This is a genomic window from Marinobacterium ramblicola (assembly GCF_019084545.1).
Taxonomy (GTDB): domain Bacteria; phylum Pseudomonadota; class Gammaproteobacteria; order Pseudomonadales; family Balneatricaceae; genus Marinobacterium_D; species Marinobacterium_D ramblicola.
Genome location: NZ_JAHREP010000004.1, coordinates 78,761 through 94,995 on the forward strand (window position 1 = coordinate 78,761; position 16,235 = coordinate 94,995).

The following is a 16,235-nucleotide window of genomic DNA, read 5'->3' on the forward strand; positions in this document are numbered from 1 at the left end:
ACTACACCTCCAAGCCACTTGGTCAGACCAGTTTGCAGGATAACATTTCCAACCGGGTTTGCCTCACCTATCTTTCACAGAACGCTTTCACAGAACGCTTTCAGAGCATGCTTTCTCAGCATGCCTATCAATGCACAAAAACAGATACGAGATAAGCACCCTATGGCTAATCCGCGTCCCAGAGTCGGGCTGTTCGTCACCTGCCTGGCCGATATGTTCCGCCCCGAAGTGGCCTTCGCCAGCGTCAAGCTGCTGGAGTTGGCCGGTTTCGAGGTCGAGGTGCCCAAGCGGCAAACCTGTTGCGGCCAGCCCGCGTTCAACTCGGGTGACCGCAAGGACAGCGCCGATATCGCCCGCCAGACCATCGAGGCGTTCGACGGCTTCGAGTACGTGGTCGGGCCCTCCGGCTCCTGTATCGGCATGCTGCACCACTATCCGGAACTGTTTGTCGAGTCCGATCCCTGGCACCAACGTGCGCTCGACCTGAAAGCCCGCGCGTTCGAGATCACCAGTTTTCTCGCCCTGCACCTGGATATGGACAAGCTGTCCAGCTCGTTCACGGGCAAGGTGACCTATCACGACTCCTGCTCAGGTCTGCGTGAACTGGGCGTCAAGAAGCAGCCGCGCGAGCTGCTGTCAAAGCTCCCCGGCGTGCAGATCAGCGAGATGGAGGAGGCGGAAACCTGCTGCGGGTTCGGCGGCACCTTCTGCGTCAAATACCCGGAGATCTCCAACCGCATGGTCGGCAACAAGAGCGAGAACATCCGCGCCACCGGCGCCGACACCCTGCTCGGCGGCGACCTGGGTTGCCTGCTCAACATGGTGGGCAAGCTCAAGCGCGAAGGGATCGAGGTGAAGGCGCGACATGTAGTCGAGGTACTGGCGGATATGCTCGACTCGCCCGCCATCGGCGAAGCGGAACAGGGGGTGTAAGGGCATGGAGATCAGAAGCCAGGAGTTCAAAAAGAGCGCGCATATCGCGCTGCACGATGCAAAATTGCAGCGGGCGCTGGGCAATCTCAAGGCCGGTTTCCCCGGTAAACGTGCCGCCGCCGTTGCCCGCCTGCCGGAGTTCGATGCGCTGCGCGATCAGGCACGGGATCTGAAGAACCATATTATCGAGCATCTAGATCTCTATCTGGAGGAGTTCGAAAAGAACGTGATCGCCCAAGGCGGCACCGTGCACTGGTGCCGAACCGCCGAGGATGCGCGCAAGACGATCCTTGAGATCTGCCGGGCACAGGATGCCAAGACCGTCACCAAGGGCAAGTCGATGGTGACCGAGGAGATCGCGCTCAACGAGTACCTGGAGGCGAACGGCGTCACCCCGGTGGAAACCGATCTCGGCGAGTATATCCTGCAGCTGCGCAACGACCACCCCAGCCATATCGTTGCCCCGGCGATCCACCTGACGCTAGACGATGTGGCCGAAGCCTTCCATGAGCACCATAAGCGGCCCAAGAGCGACGACCCGGCGGTGCTGATGCAGGAGGCGCGGGAGATGCTGCGCAAGCAGTTCGTCTCTGCCGACGTGGGTATTACCGGCGCCAACTTTCTGATCGCCGAAACCGGCTCCACCATCATCTGTACCAACGAGGGTAACGGCGACCTGACCCAGACCCTGCCCAAGACCCATATCGTCGTGTCGTCGATCGAGAAGGTGGTGCCGACGCTGGAGGATATGACGCTGTTCCTGCGCCTGCTGGCGCGCTCCGCCACCGGCCAGGAGTTCACCGTCTACAACACCCTCTCCACCGGCCCCCGGCGGCAGGCCGACCGGGACGGGCCGGAAAACTTCCATGTGGTACTGGTGGATAACGGCCGCAGCGATATGGTCGGCACCGAGTTCCAGGAGATGCTGCGCTGCATCCGCTGCTCGGCGTGCATGAACCACTGCCCGGTCTATGGCGCCGTGGGCGGCCAGACCTACGGCTGGGTCTACCCCGGCCCGATGGGCTCGGTACTGACACCGCAGATGATCGGCATCGAGAACGCCGGCCTGCTGCCCAACGCCTCCACCTTCTGCGGTAAGTGCGAGGAGGTGTGCCCGGTACGCATCCCGTTGCCGAAACTGATGCGCCACTGGCGCGACAAGGAGTGGGAGAAGCACCTGACACCGGCAGCGGCCCGCAGCGGCATCGGTATCTGGGCGTTCTTTGCCAAACGTCCCGCGCTCTACCGTATGCTCTCCTGGAGCAGCAACCTGTTCCTGCGTCTGGTCGGCGGCAAGCGCGGCCGCATCCGTAAACTGCCGCTGGCCGGCGGATGGACCGACTTCAGAGATATGCCCGCGCCCAGCGGAAAAACCTTCATGCAGCAGTGGCAGGAGCGCAAGTCATGAGCAGAGCCGAGATATTCAACCGCATCCGCACCGGCCTGCGCATCGGAGCCGACGACCGCCAGCGCCAAGAGACGGTACAGCAGCGCCTGCAGGCGCGTGCTGCCAATCTGATCCCGCAACGCGCCCAGCTCCCGCAGGCGGCCTGTATACAGTTGTTCATCGAGATGGCGATCGAGAGTGCCGCCGAGCTGATCGAGCTGCGCCACCGCAACGAGCTGTCTGCGGCGGTCGAGCACTGGCTCAGCGAGAACGGTATCAGCCAGCTGGTGCTGGCCCGCGAGGAGAACCTGCAGAACCTCGACTGGTCAGCCAGCAGCAGCCTGGTACGCGAGGAGCGGGTAGCCCAGGCCGGGGACGAGGCCAGCCTGACCAACGCCTTCTGCGGCATTGCCGAAACCGGCACGCTGATGCTGCATTCGGGACCGGACAGCCCAACCACGCTGAACTTCCTGCCCGACAACCACCTGGTCGCGCTCTCCGCCAGCAGCATCGTCGGCGCTTACGAGGAGGCCTGGCAGCAGCTGCGTGCAGCCAGCGGTGGCGAGATGCCGCGTACGGTCAATATGATCACCGGCCCGTCACGTAGCGCCGACATTGAGCAGAAGCTGCAGATGGGCGCCCACGGTCCACGTCGACTGGCGATCTTCCTGATCCGCGACGAGTAGCGTTCAGCTGCAAACAGACGGTGCATGGCCGGCAACTGTGCCATGCACTGACTCCTGCAAGGGGTGAAAGACTAGCGGCAGGCGGGCGGCAATTTGGCCGCTGCCATATTCTGACCGTAGCAGCTCCAGTCGATCCGCCCCTCCTCCACGCTGGGCTCGAGTACGAGATACATATCCTCGCCCGCGGCATCCTGTCCCATCAGCGCGCCGATCACGCCATCCTCGTAGAGACTGATCTCATACTTCGATGTCGAGTCCACCAGCGTCTCGCTGGAGTATCCGAGCAACTCGAGTGAGGTTGGCCATTCACCGTTGCTCTGCGCATACTGCTCGACCTGTTGTCCGATACCCTGCGCCTGTGCATAAGCCGCCGAGGTGCGCGCCCGCTCGGTGTACTCCTGATAGGCCGGCACCGCCACCGCCGCCAGCACACCGATGATCGCCACCACGATCAACAGCGACGCCGCCCCACCAACACCGGCGGCAACCCTGGGCACGAACAGTGCCAGCAGCCAGGCCAGTCTGCTGCGCCCGGGTTGACGGATCTCCTGACCACGGGACAGCGCGATCGCCGCCGCCATCCGCTTGGTCAACCAGGGATAGTCGGCTGTCAGCTCGTTGAACGACATCCAAAACCCACCGGTCAACTGAGCCTGAGCCAGATAAGCATCGGTATTGATGCTCTTCCAGCGGGTATCGCCCGCCGCAATCGCCGCCAGTGCAGCGCGGATATCCTCCTCGTTCGAGCAGCAGGCCACCCCATAACGATCGCAGGTGTACTCCTCTGCCCGGCGCAGCGCAGCCCCCAGCAGCGGCAGGAACGATGCCGGCGCCACCAGTCCGCTCCAAAGCAGGTGTTTGCGGTGTATATGGCCAAGCTCATGGCCGATATAGAAATCGATGGCACCCGGCTGATCCTCAAGCGCGTCCACCACATCGGTGAACAGCACGATGAAGTGTCGGCCGAGAAAGCGTGTGGCAAGGGCATTGAAAAAATCGGTGCGCAGCAGGTACATCTCTGGCACCTTGTCCACACCCACCTTGCGGCAGCAGTTTTGCAGGCGTTCGTGCAGGTCCGGATACTGCTCGGCACTCACCCGGACACCGGTCCCCTTCAGATAGGAGATAAATGCCGAATGGGCAAAGAGGAAGAACAGGTAACCGAACAGAATATACGCCAGCGCTATACCGAAGGTTCCGATAATCAGCGCCAGCCAAAGCAGCGTCGAAATAATGACGGCGAGGGTAAACAGGGATTTCTCGTGCTTATAAACCAGATTCACGTTTAGCTCCTTTAAACTCTGGTGGCTGCATATAGCGGCAGCGTATGGCGGCTCATTGTCGCCAATCTGGCCGCGCCGCAATCATGGCGGGCAGGTACCGAACAAGGCCCGGTTACCCCAGGCTCGATCTTAGGCAATCGGGGCATAAATAGACAGCCTCGACTTGCGCAAAATCGAATATCCCCGATCATAAAACCACTATCAAACATCCCTTAGCCCCCTATCTGCATCGTACCGGGGACTTTCTCGTCGCGGAATCTGAATTTCGTTCATTATGTAAACTTTTCATTACACTTTTGGCGCTTTTATCGATTATGTACAGCTGCGTTAACTGACCTATACCTATTATATTTCCCGTCGCTTTATCGAGCGTTAGCCAACACCCGAAACGGCGGAACCGACTCCAGGACAGATCGTACAGGGGGGCGTTCCATGCACCGTATACGCATCACTACTCTCATGCTGCTGTTTGCGTTTGTCTGCTTTGTCCCGAGCAGCTTTGCCGCCATGCCCGATATAGCCAAACTCGATATCCCGCGCTATGCGCCGGACCGGGTATTGGTGAAGTTCAAACCGGGCACTGCCGCTGCCGATATCACCGCCGAGCATATGGCCGCGAATGCCCAGCTGCTGCGCACCATCCCCCAGATCGATGTGCAGGTCATGCAGGTGCCTGATGGGCGGGTCGAAGCGAGCGTCGACGCCTACAGGCGCAACCCCAACGTGCTCTATGCCGAACCGGACTACTACCGGTTGCTGGTGGTACCGAACGAGGAGCCCGGACCGGTGCTGATAACCGGTGCGGCCAACTACTTCGAAGAGCAGTGGTATCTGCACAACGTCGGCCAGGGGCATATTCAGAAAACCCAGGATATTCTCGGCAATGTCAGCCTGGATACGGTCTACGGTACGCCCGGCGCCGATATCAATGCACCTGCCGGCTGGGAGATCGAAACCGGTGTCGCGGGCGATCTGACCTCCTATGACAAACCGAAGATCGCGGTACTCGACAGCGGTGCCGACTGCAACATCCCCGACCTGGCCTATAAGTGCCTCGAGAAAGTCAGTCTGGTCGGTGCGACTCCCGGTTACGGCAATGATATCTGCCCATCGGGGGACCCGGCCTGCGATAACCTGGGGCACGGCACCTTTACCGCCGGTGAGGCGGGCGCCGATACCAACAACACCGAAGGTCTCGCAGGCGCCGGTTTCGACAGTGGTGTCGGCATCTTCAAGGTCTGCTATCAGGAAGCGGTGACCGACGGCATCTTTATCTACTTGGTCGGGCTCTGCCCCGTATCCGGCTCCGCGGAAGCGATCATTCTGGCCTCCAGTGACCAGTTTGACGGCGGCACGCTGATACGCAGCCAGTATCAGGTGATCACCATGAGCTACGGCAGCGATCTGATCGATCCGGATACCGGAGAGATCTACGCCACCGATCCGTCGACCGCCGAGTGCGAAGCTATCCAGCACGCACGCGACCAAGGAGTATTGGTGGTCGCGGCGGCGGGTAATAACGGTAACACCACGAAGGTCTATCCGGCAGCCTGTACCGATGCCGGCGGCAACTCCACCGTACTCTCTGTCGCCGCATCCGATCATGAGGATGACCGCGCAGGCTTCTCCACCTATAGCCGCAACCAAGATGACTGGGTCTCGATCGCGGCCCCTGGACAGGACATCATCGGACTCCAGCCCGGGTCGGCCTGCGGTATCGCATCGTCCAGCGACAGCTGTGTCGACTGGTGGAGCGGCACCTCCATGTCGGCCCCGCTGGTTGCCGGTGCTGCTGCGCTGGTCTGGAGCGACCTGTACAACCGGCTCGACGCCGTAGCCTCCAAGGCTCCGGCAAACTGCAGTTACGCCGGCATGCCCTGTAACCAGGCGGTACGTCAGCGACTGCAGGATAACGCCGCCCAGGTGGGCGCCAACGGCCAGAACCTGTTGAGCTGGACCGCCCACGGTCGGCTCGATCTGGCAGCGGCACTGGCCAATGATGTATTGCCCTCTGACGGTGGCGGGGGCGATCCAGGTGGTGGCGATCCAGGAACGGGGCCGGTAGCCGCGTTCAGCTACGATTGCATCGGCCTGGTTTGCAGTTTCACCAACGCCTCTCAAGGCCAGGGTACGCTGAGTTACAGCTGGAGCTTTGGCGATGGTGCGGCCAGTAGCGACGAGAGTCCGGGACACAGTTACAACGCTGCCGGCAACTATCTGGTGAGGCTGATCACCACCGACAGCGGCGGCAACGCTGAAGTCAGTACCACCCTGTCACTGAAAAACGGCAAGAAGTCCTCCAGCGGCAGCGTAACCAGCGCCAGTGGCAGCGGAGGCGGTGGTGGATCCTGTACACACCCAAAAAACAAATGTTGAGCGCGTCGATAGGTATCAGACTAAGCCGTGCCCCTGTCCGCCTGGAGATCGTGCCAGCGATACGGGCTTAACCGCTCGATGAGCATCCCACGCTTGAAACGAAATCGAACGTTTCGGGCGTAGCCGGGTATGGGCAGAGGCCCCTCCTCGGACCAGAGCAGCGATGCATGGCCGTTAAGGTAGAGGTGATCCCCGCTGTCGAAATCGATGAACAGCAAAGCCGTTTCCGAACAGGTCTGGATGTTGCCCAGGGTGTTGAAAAAGTCGTTGCCCTTGAAGTCCGCGAACACCAGTGAGTGCGGGTCCGGCACCTGCACAAACCCCGCCTGACCGCCGCGATGGGAGATATCGTAACCCGCTTGAGGTTCGGTCCGAGTGCCGACATTTGGCGCCGCTCGGCTGGCGATAAAAAAGGTATCCGACCTCTCGATCAGCTCCGCCGCCCTGCCATCAAGGCTGGCCAGCTCGTGACTGCGCCCAGAGCGCTCGGCGATCAGGCCCTGGATTTCACGCGGCCGGATATACTTGGGGCAGTTGCCGAAGCTCTGCTCTATTCCCAGCAGCAGCCTATCCCCGGACACCGCTTGAATCTTGCCGTTGGCCCGGTTGCGGCGACGGGTGGCGAACTGCAGTCCGAGCAGCCCATAGGGCTGCCCGGCTCTCAGCTGGTCGTGTAATGGGTCCGCCGCGTGCCAGTCCGCCCGAACCGACAGCGTGCGCTCGTCGGGCGAGCCGATGAATCCGGGCTCGCCATACAGCGCGGTGGCCCAGAGCACGCCGTTCGAGTCGGTCGCCGCCAGAAACAGCATCGGCAGCTGTGGATAAAACTGACGATGCTGATCGATCAGCAAGGGACGCAGCACTTTTTCACCAACGCTCAGGGTTCGTTCAGGCACGCCGGCGCGTCGCTGGATCTCCAGTTCCCCGGCATGAAAAGCCTGCGTCCCCATCTCACTGCCCTCCCGCCGCGATCACTTCCATACGGATGCCGCCCGGAATCGTGCACATCATATGGTGCAAAGGGGTGCCGTTCAGCGGCTCCGGTGCGAACTCGATCTCGGCACCTGTATACGTCTGCACCCTCTGGTACACCTGCTGCAGCGCATCGACGTCATCAACGGCCAGCGCAAAGTGGTGCAGCCCCAGATTGCGCTTGCGGTCAAATGCCACCGGTTGGTCACTCTGCACCTGCCACAACGTCAGCATGACGCTGCCGTCATGCAGGAACACGGCCGGGTAATCGGGCTTCTCTCCCAGCTTTTCAAACCCCAGCACCTCGCTGAAGAATGCAACCGCTTCGCTGAGATCCGGCACCGTTAGTCCCAGATGGTGAACACCTTTGGTCAATCCGCTCATTACCTTTACTCCCAATCCAGAATTCAAAGTGAACAGATCTGTTCACTTTGAACAACCATAGTAGACAGATCTGTTCACGTCAACGAATTTCGCGTAAGCTCGATCTCATCCACTCGGAGGAGTTCAACGAACCTGGCCATGACGCAGAAAACCCCTCGCAAACAGCACCTGATCGATACCGCACTTCGGCTGTTCAACGAACGAGGCTACCACGCCACCGGAATCGATCTGATCCTGGCCGAATCCGGTGTGTCGAAGGCAACGCTGTATAAGCATTTCGCCAGCAAGGAGGCGTTGATTCTGGCAGTGCTGGAGCAAAGGCACCGGCAGTTGATCGAGGCACTGCAGCAACAGCTGAGCGCCGATCCCCGGCCGGAGGGGGTACTCGCGATCTTCGATATGCTGGATAGCTGGTTTCAGACGGTGGAGTTTTTCGGCTGCAACTTTATCCGTGCCAGTGGCGAGTATTCGGCAGCCGAGGATGCGATCCACCGCTTTTCGGCTGGCCACAAGAGCGAGATGGGCCGACAGCTGGAGAGACATCTAAGTGCACACTGCCCGGAGCAAAGTACTCAGCTTGCCAACGATCTGATGCTGCTCGTCGACGGTGCGATCGTCACGGCACAGATGCATAACGCCAAGGATGCCGCGAAACGCGCCAGGCAGATCGCCCAGATGCTGCTGGTCGACGCCCGCTGCATGGGAAGGACGGAGTAACTGAATCGGCCTAGCCGCCTTCGATAGTCCCTCGCCATCGCCAGGAGCGGCGACACGGCAAAAGATACTTCCATTATGCATCTTTAAAATGGATAATGGATGCATCTTTAAACAGCTATCGGGAGACGCACGCGATGGTTCAGTGGTCCAACACCGAAGTTGCCGTTTTCGTAGTCGTATTGTTCGCGATCGGGTTCAAACTCTGGTCGGTCTGGCACGTACAGATCTGCGCCAAGGCGAGCCGTGAAGGCAAACTGATCTTTCTCGGATTGGTATCAGGCTTGACGCTCTTTGCCGTCGCCGCCAAATTCTTTATCAGCTACCAGATGTCTATCTAAGCCGGTCAGGTTCGACCCATTCGGGCATAATCCGGTCAATGCGGTACTCTCAGCGTCAACCGGCCATCACGCTGGTTCAGTTCAAGGTGCTGCATAAAACTCATCCCCAGCAGCACGATATCATCGGTCATCCCGGGGTTGATGCTGGCACTGACATCCTGCATGCGGATACCACCCAGTTCTACGCTATCCAGAGTAGTGCGATACACGGTCACCACGCCGTTCGCCGTCATCGACTGCATCGGCATGCCTCTTTTGAGTCCCAACTCCCGCGCCAGATGCTCGGGCACGCTGACGCTGGTCGCCCCGGTATCGACCAGAAAATCGACCCGCTGACCGTTGATCCGTCCCGGTGCCAGATAGTGTCCGGCACGGTTGCGCTCAAGCACCACTTCTGATCCCAGGCTGTCGGTCAACGCCAGCGCCGCATTCGGATTTTCCCGCGACTCGATATAGTTGTTGAAGTAGAGCGTCAGCATCGCCAGCACCGCAACCCAGGTCAGATGGGTCATCAGCCGTGCCATGCGTCGGCGGTTAGGGTCGGAATTCTGCATTCTCACCTCGTGTCACCCTCTTCCTGAATAGACCCGCCCAATGGCGGTTAAATTCCCTTTCATCCTCTGGCAATCAGAACAGCTCGATCTGCGGTGCCGCCAGCGCTTCAAACCCCTCACCAAGAAACGGCAGGATAGAATCGGCCACCGGCAGCAGCTGTTTATCGACATAGTGTTGGTAATCGATCGGTGAACGCAACAGCTCCAGCGGCTCAGGACCGTTTACCGTGATCAGATACTGTACCGAGTCGCCGACCGTGTAGGCTGGAGGCAAGCCTTGCTGCTTGCGATCGGCCTCCAGCAGCCGGGCCGCCTTCACGTGAGGCGGTTGATTGTGGGTGTAGGCCTCGAGCGGCTGACGCAGTCGACGCCGGTAGACCAGCATCTCATCGCTCTGACCACTGCGCAGACGCTCGATCGTCTCGGCGATCAGCGGGTGATAGAGGCGGTCGTGGAAGATACGTTCATATAGCTCACGCTGGAAGTTGCGTGCCAATGCGGTCCAGTCCGTACGTACCGATTCCAGCCCGCGGAACACCAGCTCCTCACCGCTCCGCGCCTTGCGCTTCAGACCGGCATAGCGCTTCTTGCTGCCCTTCTCGCTATGGCGCATGCGCGGCATCAGAAAGCGGCTGTAGTGAGCCTCGAACTGCAACTCCAGGGCACTGTCGAGATCGAAGCGCTCGCGCAGTTGCTCACTCCACCACCGGTTCAGCTCTACCGCCAGCTGCTCACCGTAGGCAGCCGTGTCCCGGTCGGGCCAGTCATCGCCAAGCCAGACGAAGACGGAGTCGGTATCACCGTAGATCACGCGATGACCGTGGTGCTGCTCAATGCGCTCCGCGGTCTGGTTCAGGATCTGGTGCCCGCGCAGGGTGATCGATCCGGAAAGACGTTGATCGAAAAAGCGGCACACCCGCGACCCTAGCACGCCGTAGCAGGCGTTCATCTGAATCTTGATCGCCTGTGACAGCGCCGCGTTGCCCTCCGCCTTCGCCCTGTCGCGGGCGTGCCAGAGGGTTTCGATGATCTGCGGCAGCAGGGTCTGCGAACGGGAGAAGATCGCGCCGTGAAAACCGGGGACCAGATCGTCGGCGTCAGCCCCCTCCTCAGAGCCCTTGCTCAACCCTTTACTCAACCCTCTACTCAACCCAAGCGGATCGATCTTGAAGGTGCGGATGATGCTCGGGTACAGGCTCTTGAAATCGAGCACCAGGATATGGCGGTAAAGGCCCGGCCTGGACTCCATGACAAAGCCGCCTGGGATCGACAGATCGGAGCGCCCGGACGCATATTGCGGCGCCACATGGCCTTTGCGGTGCAGCGCCGGCAGGTAGAGGTTATCGAACGCCTGCTGCGAACCACCCACCTTGTCCAGCGGCAGACCGGTCAGCCGTGCCCGCTCGATCAGATACTCGATCAGGCCCGCCTTGGCGAAGATCTCGCTGACCAGGCGGCAGTCCTCCAGGTTGTAGCGCGCCAGCGCCAGGCGGTCTTCGGCATAGAGACGCTGGATCTCGGCGCCCCGGTCATCGACCTTGTCGATCGCCTTGCCGCGCCCAAGCAGTTCTTGGGCAACGTACTCCAGGCCATAGCGTTCGAAGCGCCAAGTTGCGCCCTTCAGGGTATCGATGCCATCGAGCACCACCCGCCCGGGGATCCGTGCGAACCAGCGGCCGTTCTGCGCCCGGTCCACCAGGATCGGCTGCGGCTCGCGACCGATGCCGAGCCGCAGTCCCTGCGCCTTGGCCCGCGCTTCAAGGACGCGCAGGTCGAAGCCGATCACATTCCAGCCGATCAGAATATCCGGGTCATAAGCGTTGATGGCGGCGATCATCCGCTCGAGCAGCTCGTGCTCGCCTCTGCAACTGCGGATCCAGGACTCATTCGGCGCCTCGCCGTTGACCAGCACCAACTCAAGTCCCGGCCCCTGCAACGCCACCGACAGGATGCGGTCGGCACGCATAGTGGTCTCGATATCGAGCGACAGAATACGGAACGCGGGATCGTAATCGGCGGACTTGAGCAGCAGTCTGCCTTCGCGCTCATGGCATTGCGCACCGGCGTGGATAAAGCGCTCCATCAGGTAGCGGTCGACCGGACGGATATCCTCCTCCATCAGCGCCAGCCCCGCCTGCTCAAGCCGGGCGATTACGTCGCGGTAGAGGGCCAGGGTACGGCAGTAGAGTGCCGATACCGGACGCTGCTGAAGATCGCACATGCTGAGTTCGCGCAGGCGCCAGCCCTGCAGGTCGGCCAAGCGTTGGCGAATTGTCTCCTGCTCGGCGGTGAGTACGAAACACACCGCCTCCTCACCCTGGATATCGATCCGCCTGGGACCATCGACAGTGGATAACCAGTACGACAATTCGATGCCTTCACCGAGATCACGCTGCTGACGCGTGAGAACGAACCCGGTCGCCACGTGGAATCAGGCGCCGAAGGGCTGCACGATCTCCAGCCCCGGGAACTGGGCCTCGAGCGCCGGACCTGAGGCGGCTTCGAACAGCAGCTTGAGGTTGGGCCCCGCATCCATGGTGAAGTAGACCGCCAGCCCTTCGCTACGCAGGCGCCACACCTTCTGCATCGCGGCAACGCTCTCGGGCTGCCAGTACAGCAGTGGCGGCCAGGAGGCGATCATCGTCGCATGCATCGACAGGGCGTTCTGTTCCGCCACACTGCCGAGCAGCGCGAAATCCCGCGTCTCGATCGCCTGTTGCAGACGGCTCAGATCGGCTGCGGCCTGCAGCGGCCAGCTTTGGTACAGGTGGGCGGTCTCCTTGGTGCGCTGCATACCGGCGCGGGAGTCGACGATCTTTTCGCTCTCGTCCACCTTGAGCAGGCCGATGCTGAGCCCGGGCCAGCGCTGTTCCAGTGCTATGGCATGGCTGTCGAGGCCGTCTTCCCGCACCCCCATCTGCCACTCGACGAAGCCGTCAAACAGCGAACGGCAGGCGCTACCGCTGCCCAAACGCGCTACCACCGATTGCGCCGTGGCCGACAGCCCCAGACTGAAGGCGTCGTTCAATGCCTTGGTCAGCGCGGCGAAACCGGACGCCGATGAGGCAAGGCCAGCCGCCGTGGGTATGTTGTTGTTGGTGTGTACGCGAAACGCAAGCTCCGGGTGGCGGCTGCGGAACAGATCGATAAAGGCGCTGACCCTCGTGGCAAAACGGCTATCGGGGGTCTGGCGCATACCATTGAGCCACACCTCATCGGTCGCCGACTCTATCGGTTCGACCCGGGTTCGACTGCCAAGCTGGTCCAGGGATACCGATAGCGACGCGTTGACCGGCAGATTCAGCTCGCTGTCACGTTTGCCCCAGTACTTGCACAGGGCGATATTGCTCGGTGCGAAGTGTTCTCCACTGGCCTTCGGTGTCTCCCCTTCAGGCAACCACCCCGCCATGATCTCGGCTCTATTCATCAATCCCCTACTCCGATCTGTTGTTGCTGCCCTTAGCGGCGCGAGCAGCAGGCTCCCTGCGCCGACACGGCCACCGAGATCTGCTCGTACGCCAGCCCCTCGGGCTGGCCCGCACCCAGGGCAACCACGCAATCGCCCAAGCCCGAGCCGGAGATCTTGGCGCCGTAGATCCCCGCCGTGGCACGCAGGCGATAGACCAGCTCGGACAGCTTGCCGTCGTTGACGCCAAGCGCATCCAGCAAGCCCTGGTAGAAATTCATCAGTTCGCCCAGCGACTGCCAATCGCTCATCTCGATCGCCAGGCGTGCCTGCAGGCTACACCCCTCCATCAACCGGTCGAGACTGGCATATAACGACGGGAAAGCCGCTGCCTTGCGTTCAACCAACTCAAGCACCGCCGGCGTTTTCATCTTGTATCCGACATACCAGAGACTGATCTCGGGAAGCCCCTTTAACGGAATCAGCTCCCGCGGCACCACCCGATAGGCGATCAGCCCACCGTAGATGCTGGCCGCCAGGTCCGTCCCTGAGCCGCGGCCGTTCTGTACCTCATGAATCACCTGCAGGGCGGCATCGAACAGCTGTTCGTTGTTCATGTCGGCTTCGGTGAAGTTGCTCAGTGCCAGGGTCAATGCGGCCACCACCGCCGCCGACGAACCCAATCCCACCCGGTGGGAAAACTCGGATTCGACACGCAGCTCCAGCCCGCTCGGCAGCCTGGGCTGCCAATGGCGCAAGGTTGCGACGACAAACTGCAGCTCGGGGTCATCGGGCAGCTCGTGCAGCGTAGCCCGGTAATCACCCAGTTCGCTGTGGACAAAGAGCTGATCGTCATCGCGCGGGGTCAGCTCGACATGGATATAGCGGTTCACCGCACAGGCGATCGCTTGGGCGCCACGCACGACCGCGTGCTCCCCCATCAGCATGATGCTGCCGGGCGCACTAGCCTTGATCATCGAGTAGTCGGACACCGTCTGGATCCTCTTTCAGTTGGCCCCAATGCCAGTCGCCTGGCATCTCAAGCTCGCCGGGCGAGCCCTCCGGCAGCCAGACCAGCATCAAGCCGCCATTATCACCGGATACGGAGCCGGCGCCGGATACCTTGGCCGCGCCGCCCTGCTGTTCTACCTGTTCCGCAAAACGCAGCAAAGGCGCCGGTACCACGCCGATGCGGGTCAGCAATCGGTGGTTCTCGCGGACCTGTGCCGTAACCGAGCCACCGGCACAGAGCGCCAGTTCGATCTCGGCGGTAAGATCGGCGAACTCACTCCAGATCGACGAGGTCGCGAAACCACGCCGAACGCGCTCGACACAAGCCCCGGTGCTGGCCGCGGGGGTGCCGGTAAACACCCAATACCAGCCGTTACCCAAGCCCCTTTCACCCAATTGTAGCCGACTGATCTGCCCATCACGCAGACGCACCAGCCCCCCACTGCATACCGTTGCGGCATCGATCAGGCTACCCCGACCATGCTGCAGACGTTCGCAGTGATGAACCTGTTTGATCAGCTGATCCAGGTCGTCGATATGCCCGAACAGCTTCAACAGTGCGGCGATCAGCGCCGCGGAGGAGCCCATTCCGGCGCCGATCGGGATATCGGAGTCGATGCGGACGCTGCCGCGGGGGATCGACTCGAGTCCCGAGATCATGCGTGCCATATCGACGGCGTAGAACGCGAGTTCGGCGGGTTTCTTCAGGATCTGGGTGATCGACAGCTCGCCACGCAGGTAGCTCTCGAAATGGCTGTCGAGACGACGGCGCAGGGCTGCGAACTTGTCCAACCCCAGTACATGGGTGCGCTCCTGCGCATGCCAGCTCAGCCTGGGCAGCCGATCCGGCTCAAAGTAGACACGCATATGGCGGTCCACCGCCAGCGCCAGCGCCGGGGCACCGTAGACCACGGCGTGCTCGCCGCTGAGGATAACCTTGCCCGGAGCACAGGCCACTCTCATTTTGACACCTCGAAAAACCGTGACGAACGGAAGAACAGGTTATTCGAGGCGCCCATCAGCAGGGGATATATTCACGCTTGTGATGACTGATCGCCGCCAGGCGGAAACGGCCGCGAGTCACGTGCGGCAGCTCATGCTCACCGCCATCGCGAGGATCGGGATGGCGGTAAAGGTTCAGGTATTCGTCATAGCTCAGCGATTCACGCGCCTCCAGCATCTGCTGGTGACGCTCGGCGTGCAGGAACTGCTCGTACCCGGCCTTTACCCGGCCGCTGAAGAATTCGGCCACACAGCCTGAGCCATAGCTGAAAAAGCCGATGCGCTGACCGGCCAGACTTTCGCGACAGGTTTCCAGCAGGGAGCAGAGGCCGATATACATCGAGGCGGTATAACTGTTGCCGATAATACGGTTGTAGCTCAACGTCGGCTCGATCTGCTCATCGATCTGTTCCGGCGCCAGGATCGCCTTGTTCAGTTTGACCAGATGCTGATGCGCCTTCTGCGCCATACGACTGAACGGCAGATGATAGCAGAAGTGACTCAGGTCCTCGAACGCCAGCGGGCTGGCCTCGCGAAAACTCTCCCAGGCTCTTTTCAGCGACTTCAGGTAGATCTTGGTCGAGTACTTGCCATCGACCAACGCCGTGCTGCGATAGTTGGGGCGCCAGAAATCCATCACATCTTCGGTGTAGTTGCCCACTTCGGGATCAATACTGACCAGACGAGGATTGGCGCTTATCAGCATCGCAACAGCGCCGCAGCCCTGGGTCGCTTCCCCCGGCGTATTGAGATCGTAGCGTGCGATATCGGACGCGACCACCAGCACCTTGCGCTGCGGATCGCGGGCGACCAGCGCACAGGCCATCTGCAACGCCGCCGTGGCGCTATAACACGCCTGCTTGAGTTCGACCACGCGGCAGTTAGCGTTCAGACCCAGCAGACGATGCACGTACACGCCTGCCGCCTTGGACTGATCGATACCGGTTTCGGTGGCGAACATCAGCGTACTGATGGCGTCGGGACCGACACGCTCGATCAGCGGCAACGCCGCATTCGCGGCCATGGTGACCACGTCTTCGTCGGGCGCGGCCATGCCCATCTTCTCCTGGCCGATACCCACATAGTACTTTTCAGGATCGGTGTTCTGGACTTCGGCCAACGTCCTCAGATCAAAATAGTAGCTGGACGTGTAAAAACTGATTTCGTCTATACCCACGGACATCTT

The 16,235-nt window shown here is 61.0% G+C and carries 15 protein-coding genes; 6 read left to right on the forward strand and 9 right to left on the reverse strand.

Features of this window, described 5'->3' with window-relative positions:
- The first annotated feature begins 162 nt into the window (after positions 1-162).
- From KQ940_RS04005 to KQ940_RS04015, 3 genes are read left to right on the forward strand one after another with little or no spacing between them, the layout of a single operon-like run.
- Positions 163-933, forward strand: coding sequence for a (Fe-S)-binding protein (locus tag KQ940_RS04005; protein ID WP_217411953.1), 771 nt, complete (start codon positions 163-165; stop codon positions 931-933).
- Between the two features lie 4 nt (positions 934-937).
- Entirely contained in the window at positions 938-2,341 is a 1,404-nt protein-coding gene (locus KQ940_RS04010) for a LutB/LldF family L-lactate oxidation iron-sulfur protein (RefSeq protein ID WP_217411955.1), read from the forward strand.
- Positions 2,338-3,006, forward strand: a complete 669-nt coding sequence (locus KQ940_RS04015; RefSeq protein WP_217411957.1) for a LutC/YkgG family protein — start codon at positions 2,338-2,340, stop codon at positions 3,004-3,006. The genes KQ940_RS04010 and KQ940_RS04015 overlap by 4 nt, the downstream gene beginning before the upstream one ends.
- A gap of 71 nt (positions 3,007-3,077) precedes the next feature.
- On the opposite strand, the gene KQ940_RS04020 is transcribed toward KQ940_RS04015, so the two are convergent.
- Positions 3,078-4,289 (reverse strand): M48 family metalloprotease, encoded by a 1,212-nt coding sequence (locus KQ940_RS04020; protein ID WP_217411959.1) that lies wholly within the window; start codon positions 4,287-4,289, stop codon positions 3,078-3,080.
- 432 nt (positions 4,290-4,721) lie between these two features.
- Here KQ940_RS04020 and KQ940_RS04025 point away from each other — a divergent pair, with 432 nt between their 5' ends.
- Positions 4,722-6,665 (forward strand): S8 family peptidase, encoded by a 1,944-nt coding sequence (locus KQ940_RS04025; RefSeq protein ID WP_217411962.1) that lies wholly within the window; start codon positions 4,722-4,724, stop codon positions 6,663-6,665.
- Between the two features lie 20 nt (positions 6,666-6,685).
- On the opposite strand, the gene KQ940_RS04030 is transcribed toward KQ940_RS04025, so the two are convergent.
- Both KQ940_RS04030 and KQ940_RS04035 read right to left on the reverse strand, forming a co-directional pair.
- Positions 6,686-7,615, reverse strand: a complete 930-nt coding sequence (locus tag KQ940_RS04030) for a pyridoxamine 5'-phosphate oxidase family protein (protein WP_217411964.1) — start codon at positions 7,613-7,615, stop codon at positions 6,686-6,688.
- Position 7,616: 1 nt separating this feature from the next.
- The gene (locus KQ940_RS04035; protein WP_217411966.1) at positions 7,617-8,021 is read right to left on the reverse strand and encodes a VOC family protein; all 405 of its coding nucleotides are present in this window, start codon (positions 8,019-8,021) and stop codon (positions 7,617-7,619) included.
- A 138-nt stretch (positions 8,022-8,159) separates the two neighbouring features.
- Between KQ940_RS04035 and KQ940_RS04040 the strand changes: the two genes are divergently transcribed.
- Together KQ940_RS04040 and KQ940_RS04045 are read left to right on the forward strand one after the other, a co-directional pair.
- Positions 8,160-8,738: a TetR/AcrR family transcriptional regulator gene (locus tag KQ940_RS04040; RefSeq protein WP_217411968.1), complete on the forward strand. Its 579-nt coding sequence runs from the start codon at positions 8,160-8,162 to the stop codon at positions 8,736-8,738.
- Positions 8,739-8,872: 134 nt separating this feature from the next.
- On the forward strand, positions 8,873-9,076 hold the full coding sequence (locus KQ940_RS04045; protein WP_217411970.1) for a hypothetical protein: 204 nt from the start codon (positions 8,873-8,875) through the stop codon (positions 9,074-9,076).
- Positions 9,077-9,111: 35 nt separating this feature from the next.
- On the opposite strand, the gene KQ940_RS04050 is transcribed toward KQ940_RS04045, so the two are convergent.
- The 6 genes from KQ940_RS04050 to KQ940_RS04075 form a co-directional block, all read right to left on the reverse strand.
- On the reverse strand, positions 9,112-9,630 hold the full coding sequence (locus KQ940_RS04050; protein ID WP_217411972.1) for a retropepsin-like aspartic protease family protein: 519 nt from the start codon (positions 9,628-9,630) through the stop codon (positions 9,112-9,114).
- Positions 9,631-9,703: 73 nt separating this feature from the next.
- A complete protein-coding gene (locus KQ940_RS04055; RefSeq protein ID WP_217411974.1) occupies positions 9,704-12,055 on the reverse strand; it encodes a DNA polymerase II in 2,352 nt (783 codons plus the stop codon).
- Between the two features lie 6 nt (positions 12,056-12,061).
- A complete protein-coding gene (gene mvaD / locus KQ940_RS04060) occupies positions 12,062-13,057 on the reverse strand; it encodes a diphosphomevalonate decarboxylase (RefSeq protein ID WP_217411976.1) in 996 nt (331 codons plus the stop codon).
- A 32-nt stretch (positions 13,058-13,089) separates the two neighbouring features.
- Positions 13,090-14,028 carry a mevalonate kinase gene (gene mvk, locus KQ940_RS04065; RefSeq protein ID WP_343222610.1) on the reverse strand — a complete coding sequence of 313 codons (939 nt, stop codon included), beginning with the start codon at positions 14,026-14,028 and terminating at the stop codon, positions 13,090-13,092.
- Positions 14,000-15,010, reverse strand: coding sequence for a mevalonate kinase family protein (locus KQ940_RS04070; RefSeq protein ID WP_217411978.1), 1,011 nt, complete (start codon positions 15,008-15,010; stop codon positions 14,000-14,002). The genes mvk and KQ940_RS04070 overlap by 29 nt, the downstream gene beginning before the upstream one ends.
- Positions 15,011-15,065: 55 nt before the next feature.
- Positions 15,066-16,232, reverse strand: a complete 1,167-nt coding sequence (locus KQ940_RS04075) for a hydroxymethylglutaryl-CoA synthase (RefSeq protein ID WP_217411980.1) — start codon at positions 16,230-16,232, stop codon at positions 15,066-15,068.
- Positions 16,233-16,235 lie beyond the last annotated feature (3 nt).

Excerpts from the sequence above, each read along its gene's own strand:
- KQ940_RS04005 (WP_217411953.1), top strand. The coding sequence starts at position 163 with ATGGCTAATCCGCGTCCCAGAGTCGGGCTGTTCGTCACCTGCCTGGCC.
- KQ940_RS04010 (WP_217411955.1), top strand. The coding sequence starts at position 938 with ATGGAGATCAGAAGCCAGGAGTTCAAAAAGAGCGCGCATATCGCGCTG.
- KQ940_RS04015 (WP_217411957.1), top strand. The coding sequence starts at position 2,338 with ATGAGCAGAGCCGAGATATTCAACCGCATCCGCACCGGCCTGCGCATC.
- KQ940_RS04025 (WP_217411962.1), top strand. The coding sequence starts at position 4,722 with ATGCACCGTATACGCATCACTACTCTCATGCTGCTGTTTGCGTTTGTC.
- KQ940_RS04030 (WP_217411964.1), bottom strand. The coding sequence starts at position 7,615 with ATGGGGACGCAGGCTTTTCATGCCGGGGAACTGGAGATCCAGCGACGC.
- KQ940_RS04035 (WP_217411966.1), bottom strand. The coding sequence starts at position 8,021 with ATGAGCGGATTGACCAAAGGTGTTCACCATCTGGGACTAACGGTGCCG.
- KQ940_RS04040 (WP_217411968.1), top strand. The coding sequence starts at position 8,160 with ATGACGCAGAAAACCCCTCGCAAACAGCACCTGATCGATACCGCACTT.
- KQ940_RS04045 (WP_217411970.1), top strand. The coding sequence starts at position 8,873 with ATGGTTCAGTGGTCCAACACCGAAGTTGCCGTTTTCGTAGTCGTATTG.
- KQ940_RS04050 (WP_217411972.1), bottom strand. The coding sequence starts at position 9,630 with ATGCAGAATTCCGACCCTAACCGCCGACGCATGGCACGGCTGATGACC.
- mvaD (WP_217411976.1), bottom strand. The coding sequence starts at position 13,057 with ATGAATAGAGCCGAGATCATGGCGGGGTGGTTGCCTGAAGGGGAGACA.
- KQ940_RS04070 (WP_217411978.1), bottom strand. The coding sequence starts at position 15,010 with ATGAGAGTGGCCTGTGCTCCGGGCAAGGTTATCCTCAGCGGCGAGCAC.
- KQ940_RS04075 (WP_217411980.1), bottom strand. The coding sequence starts at position 16,232 with ATGTCCGTGGGTATAGACGAAATCAGTTTTTACACGTCCAGCTACTAT.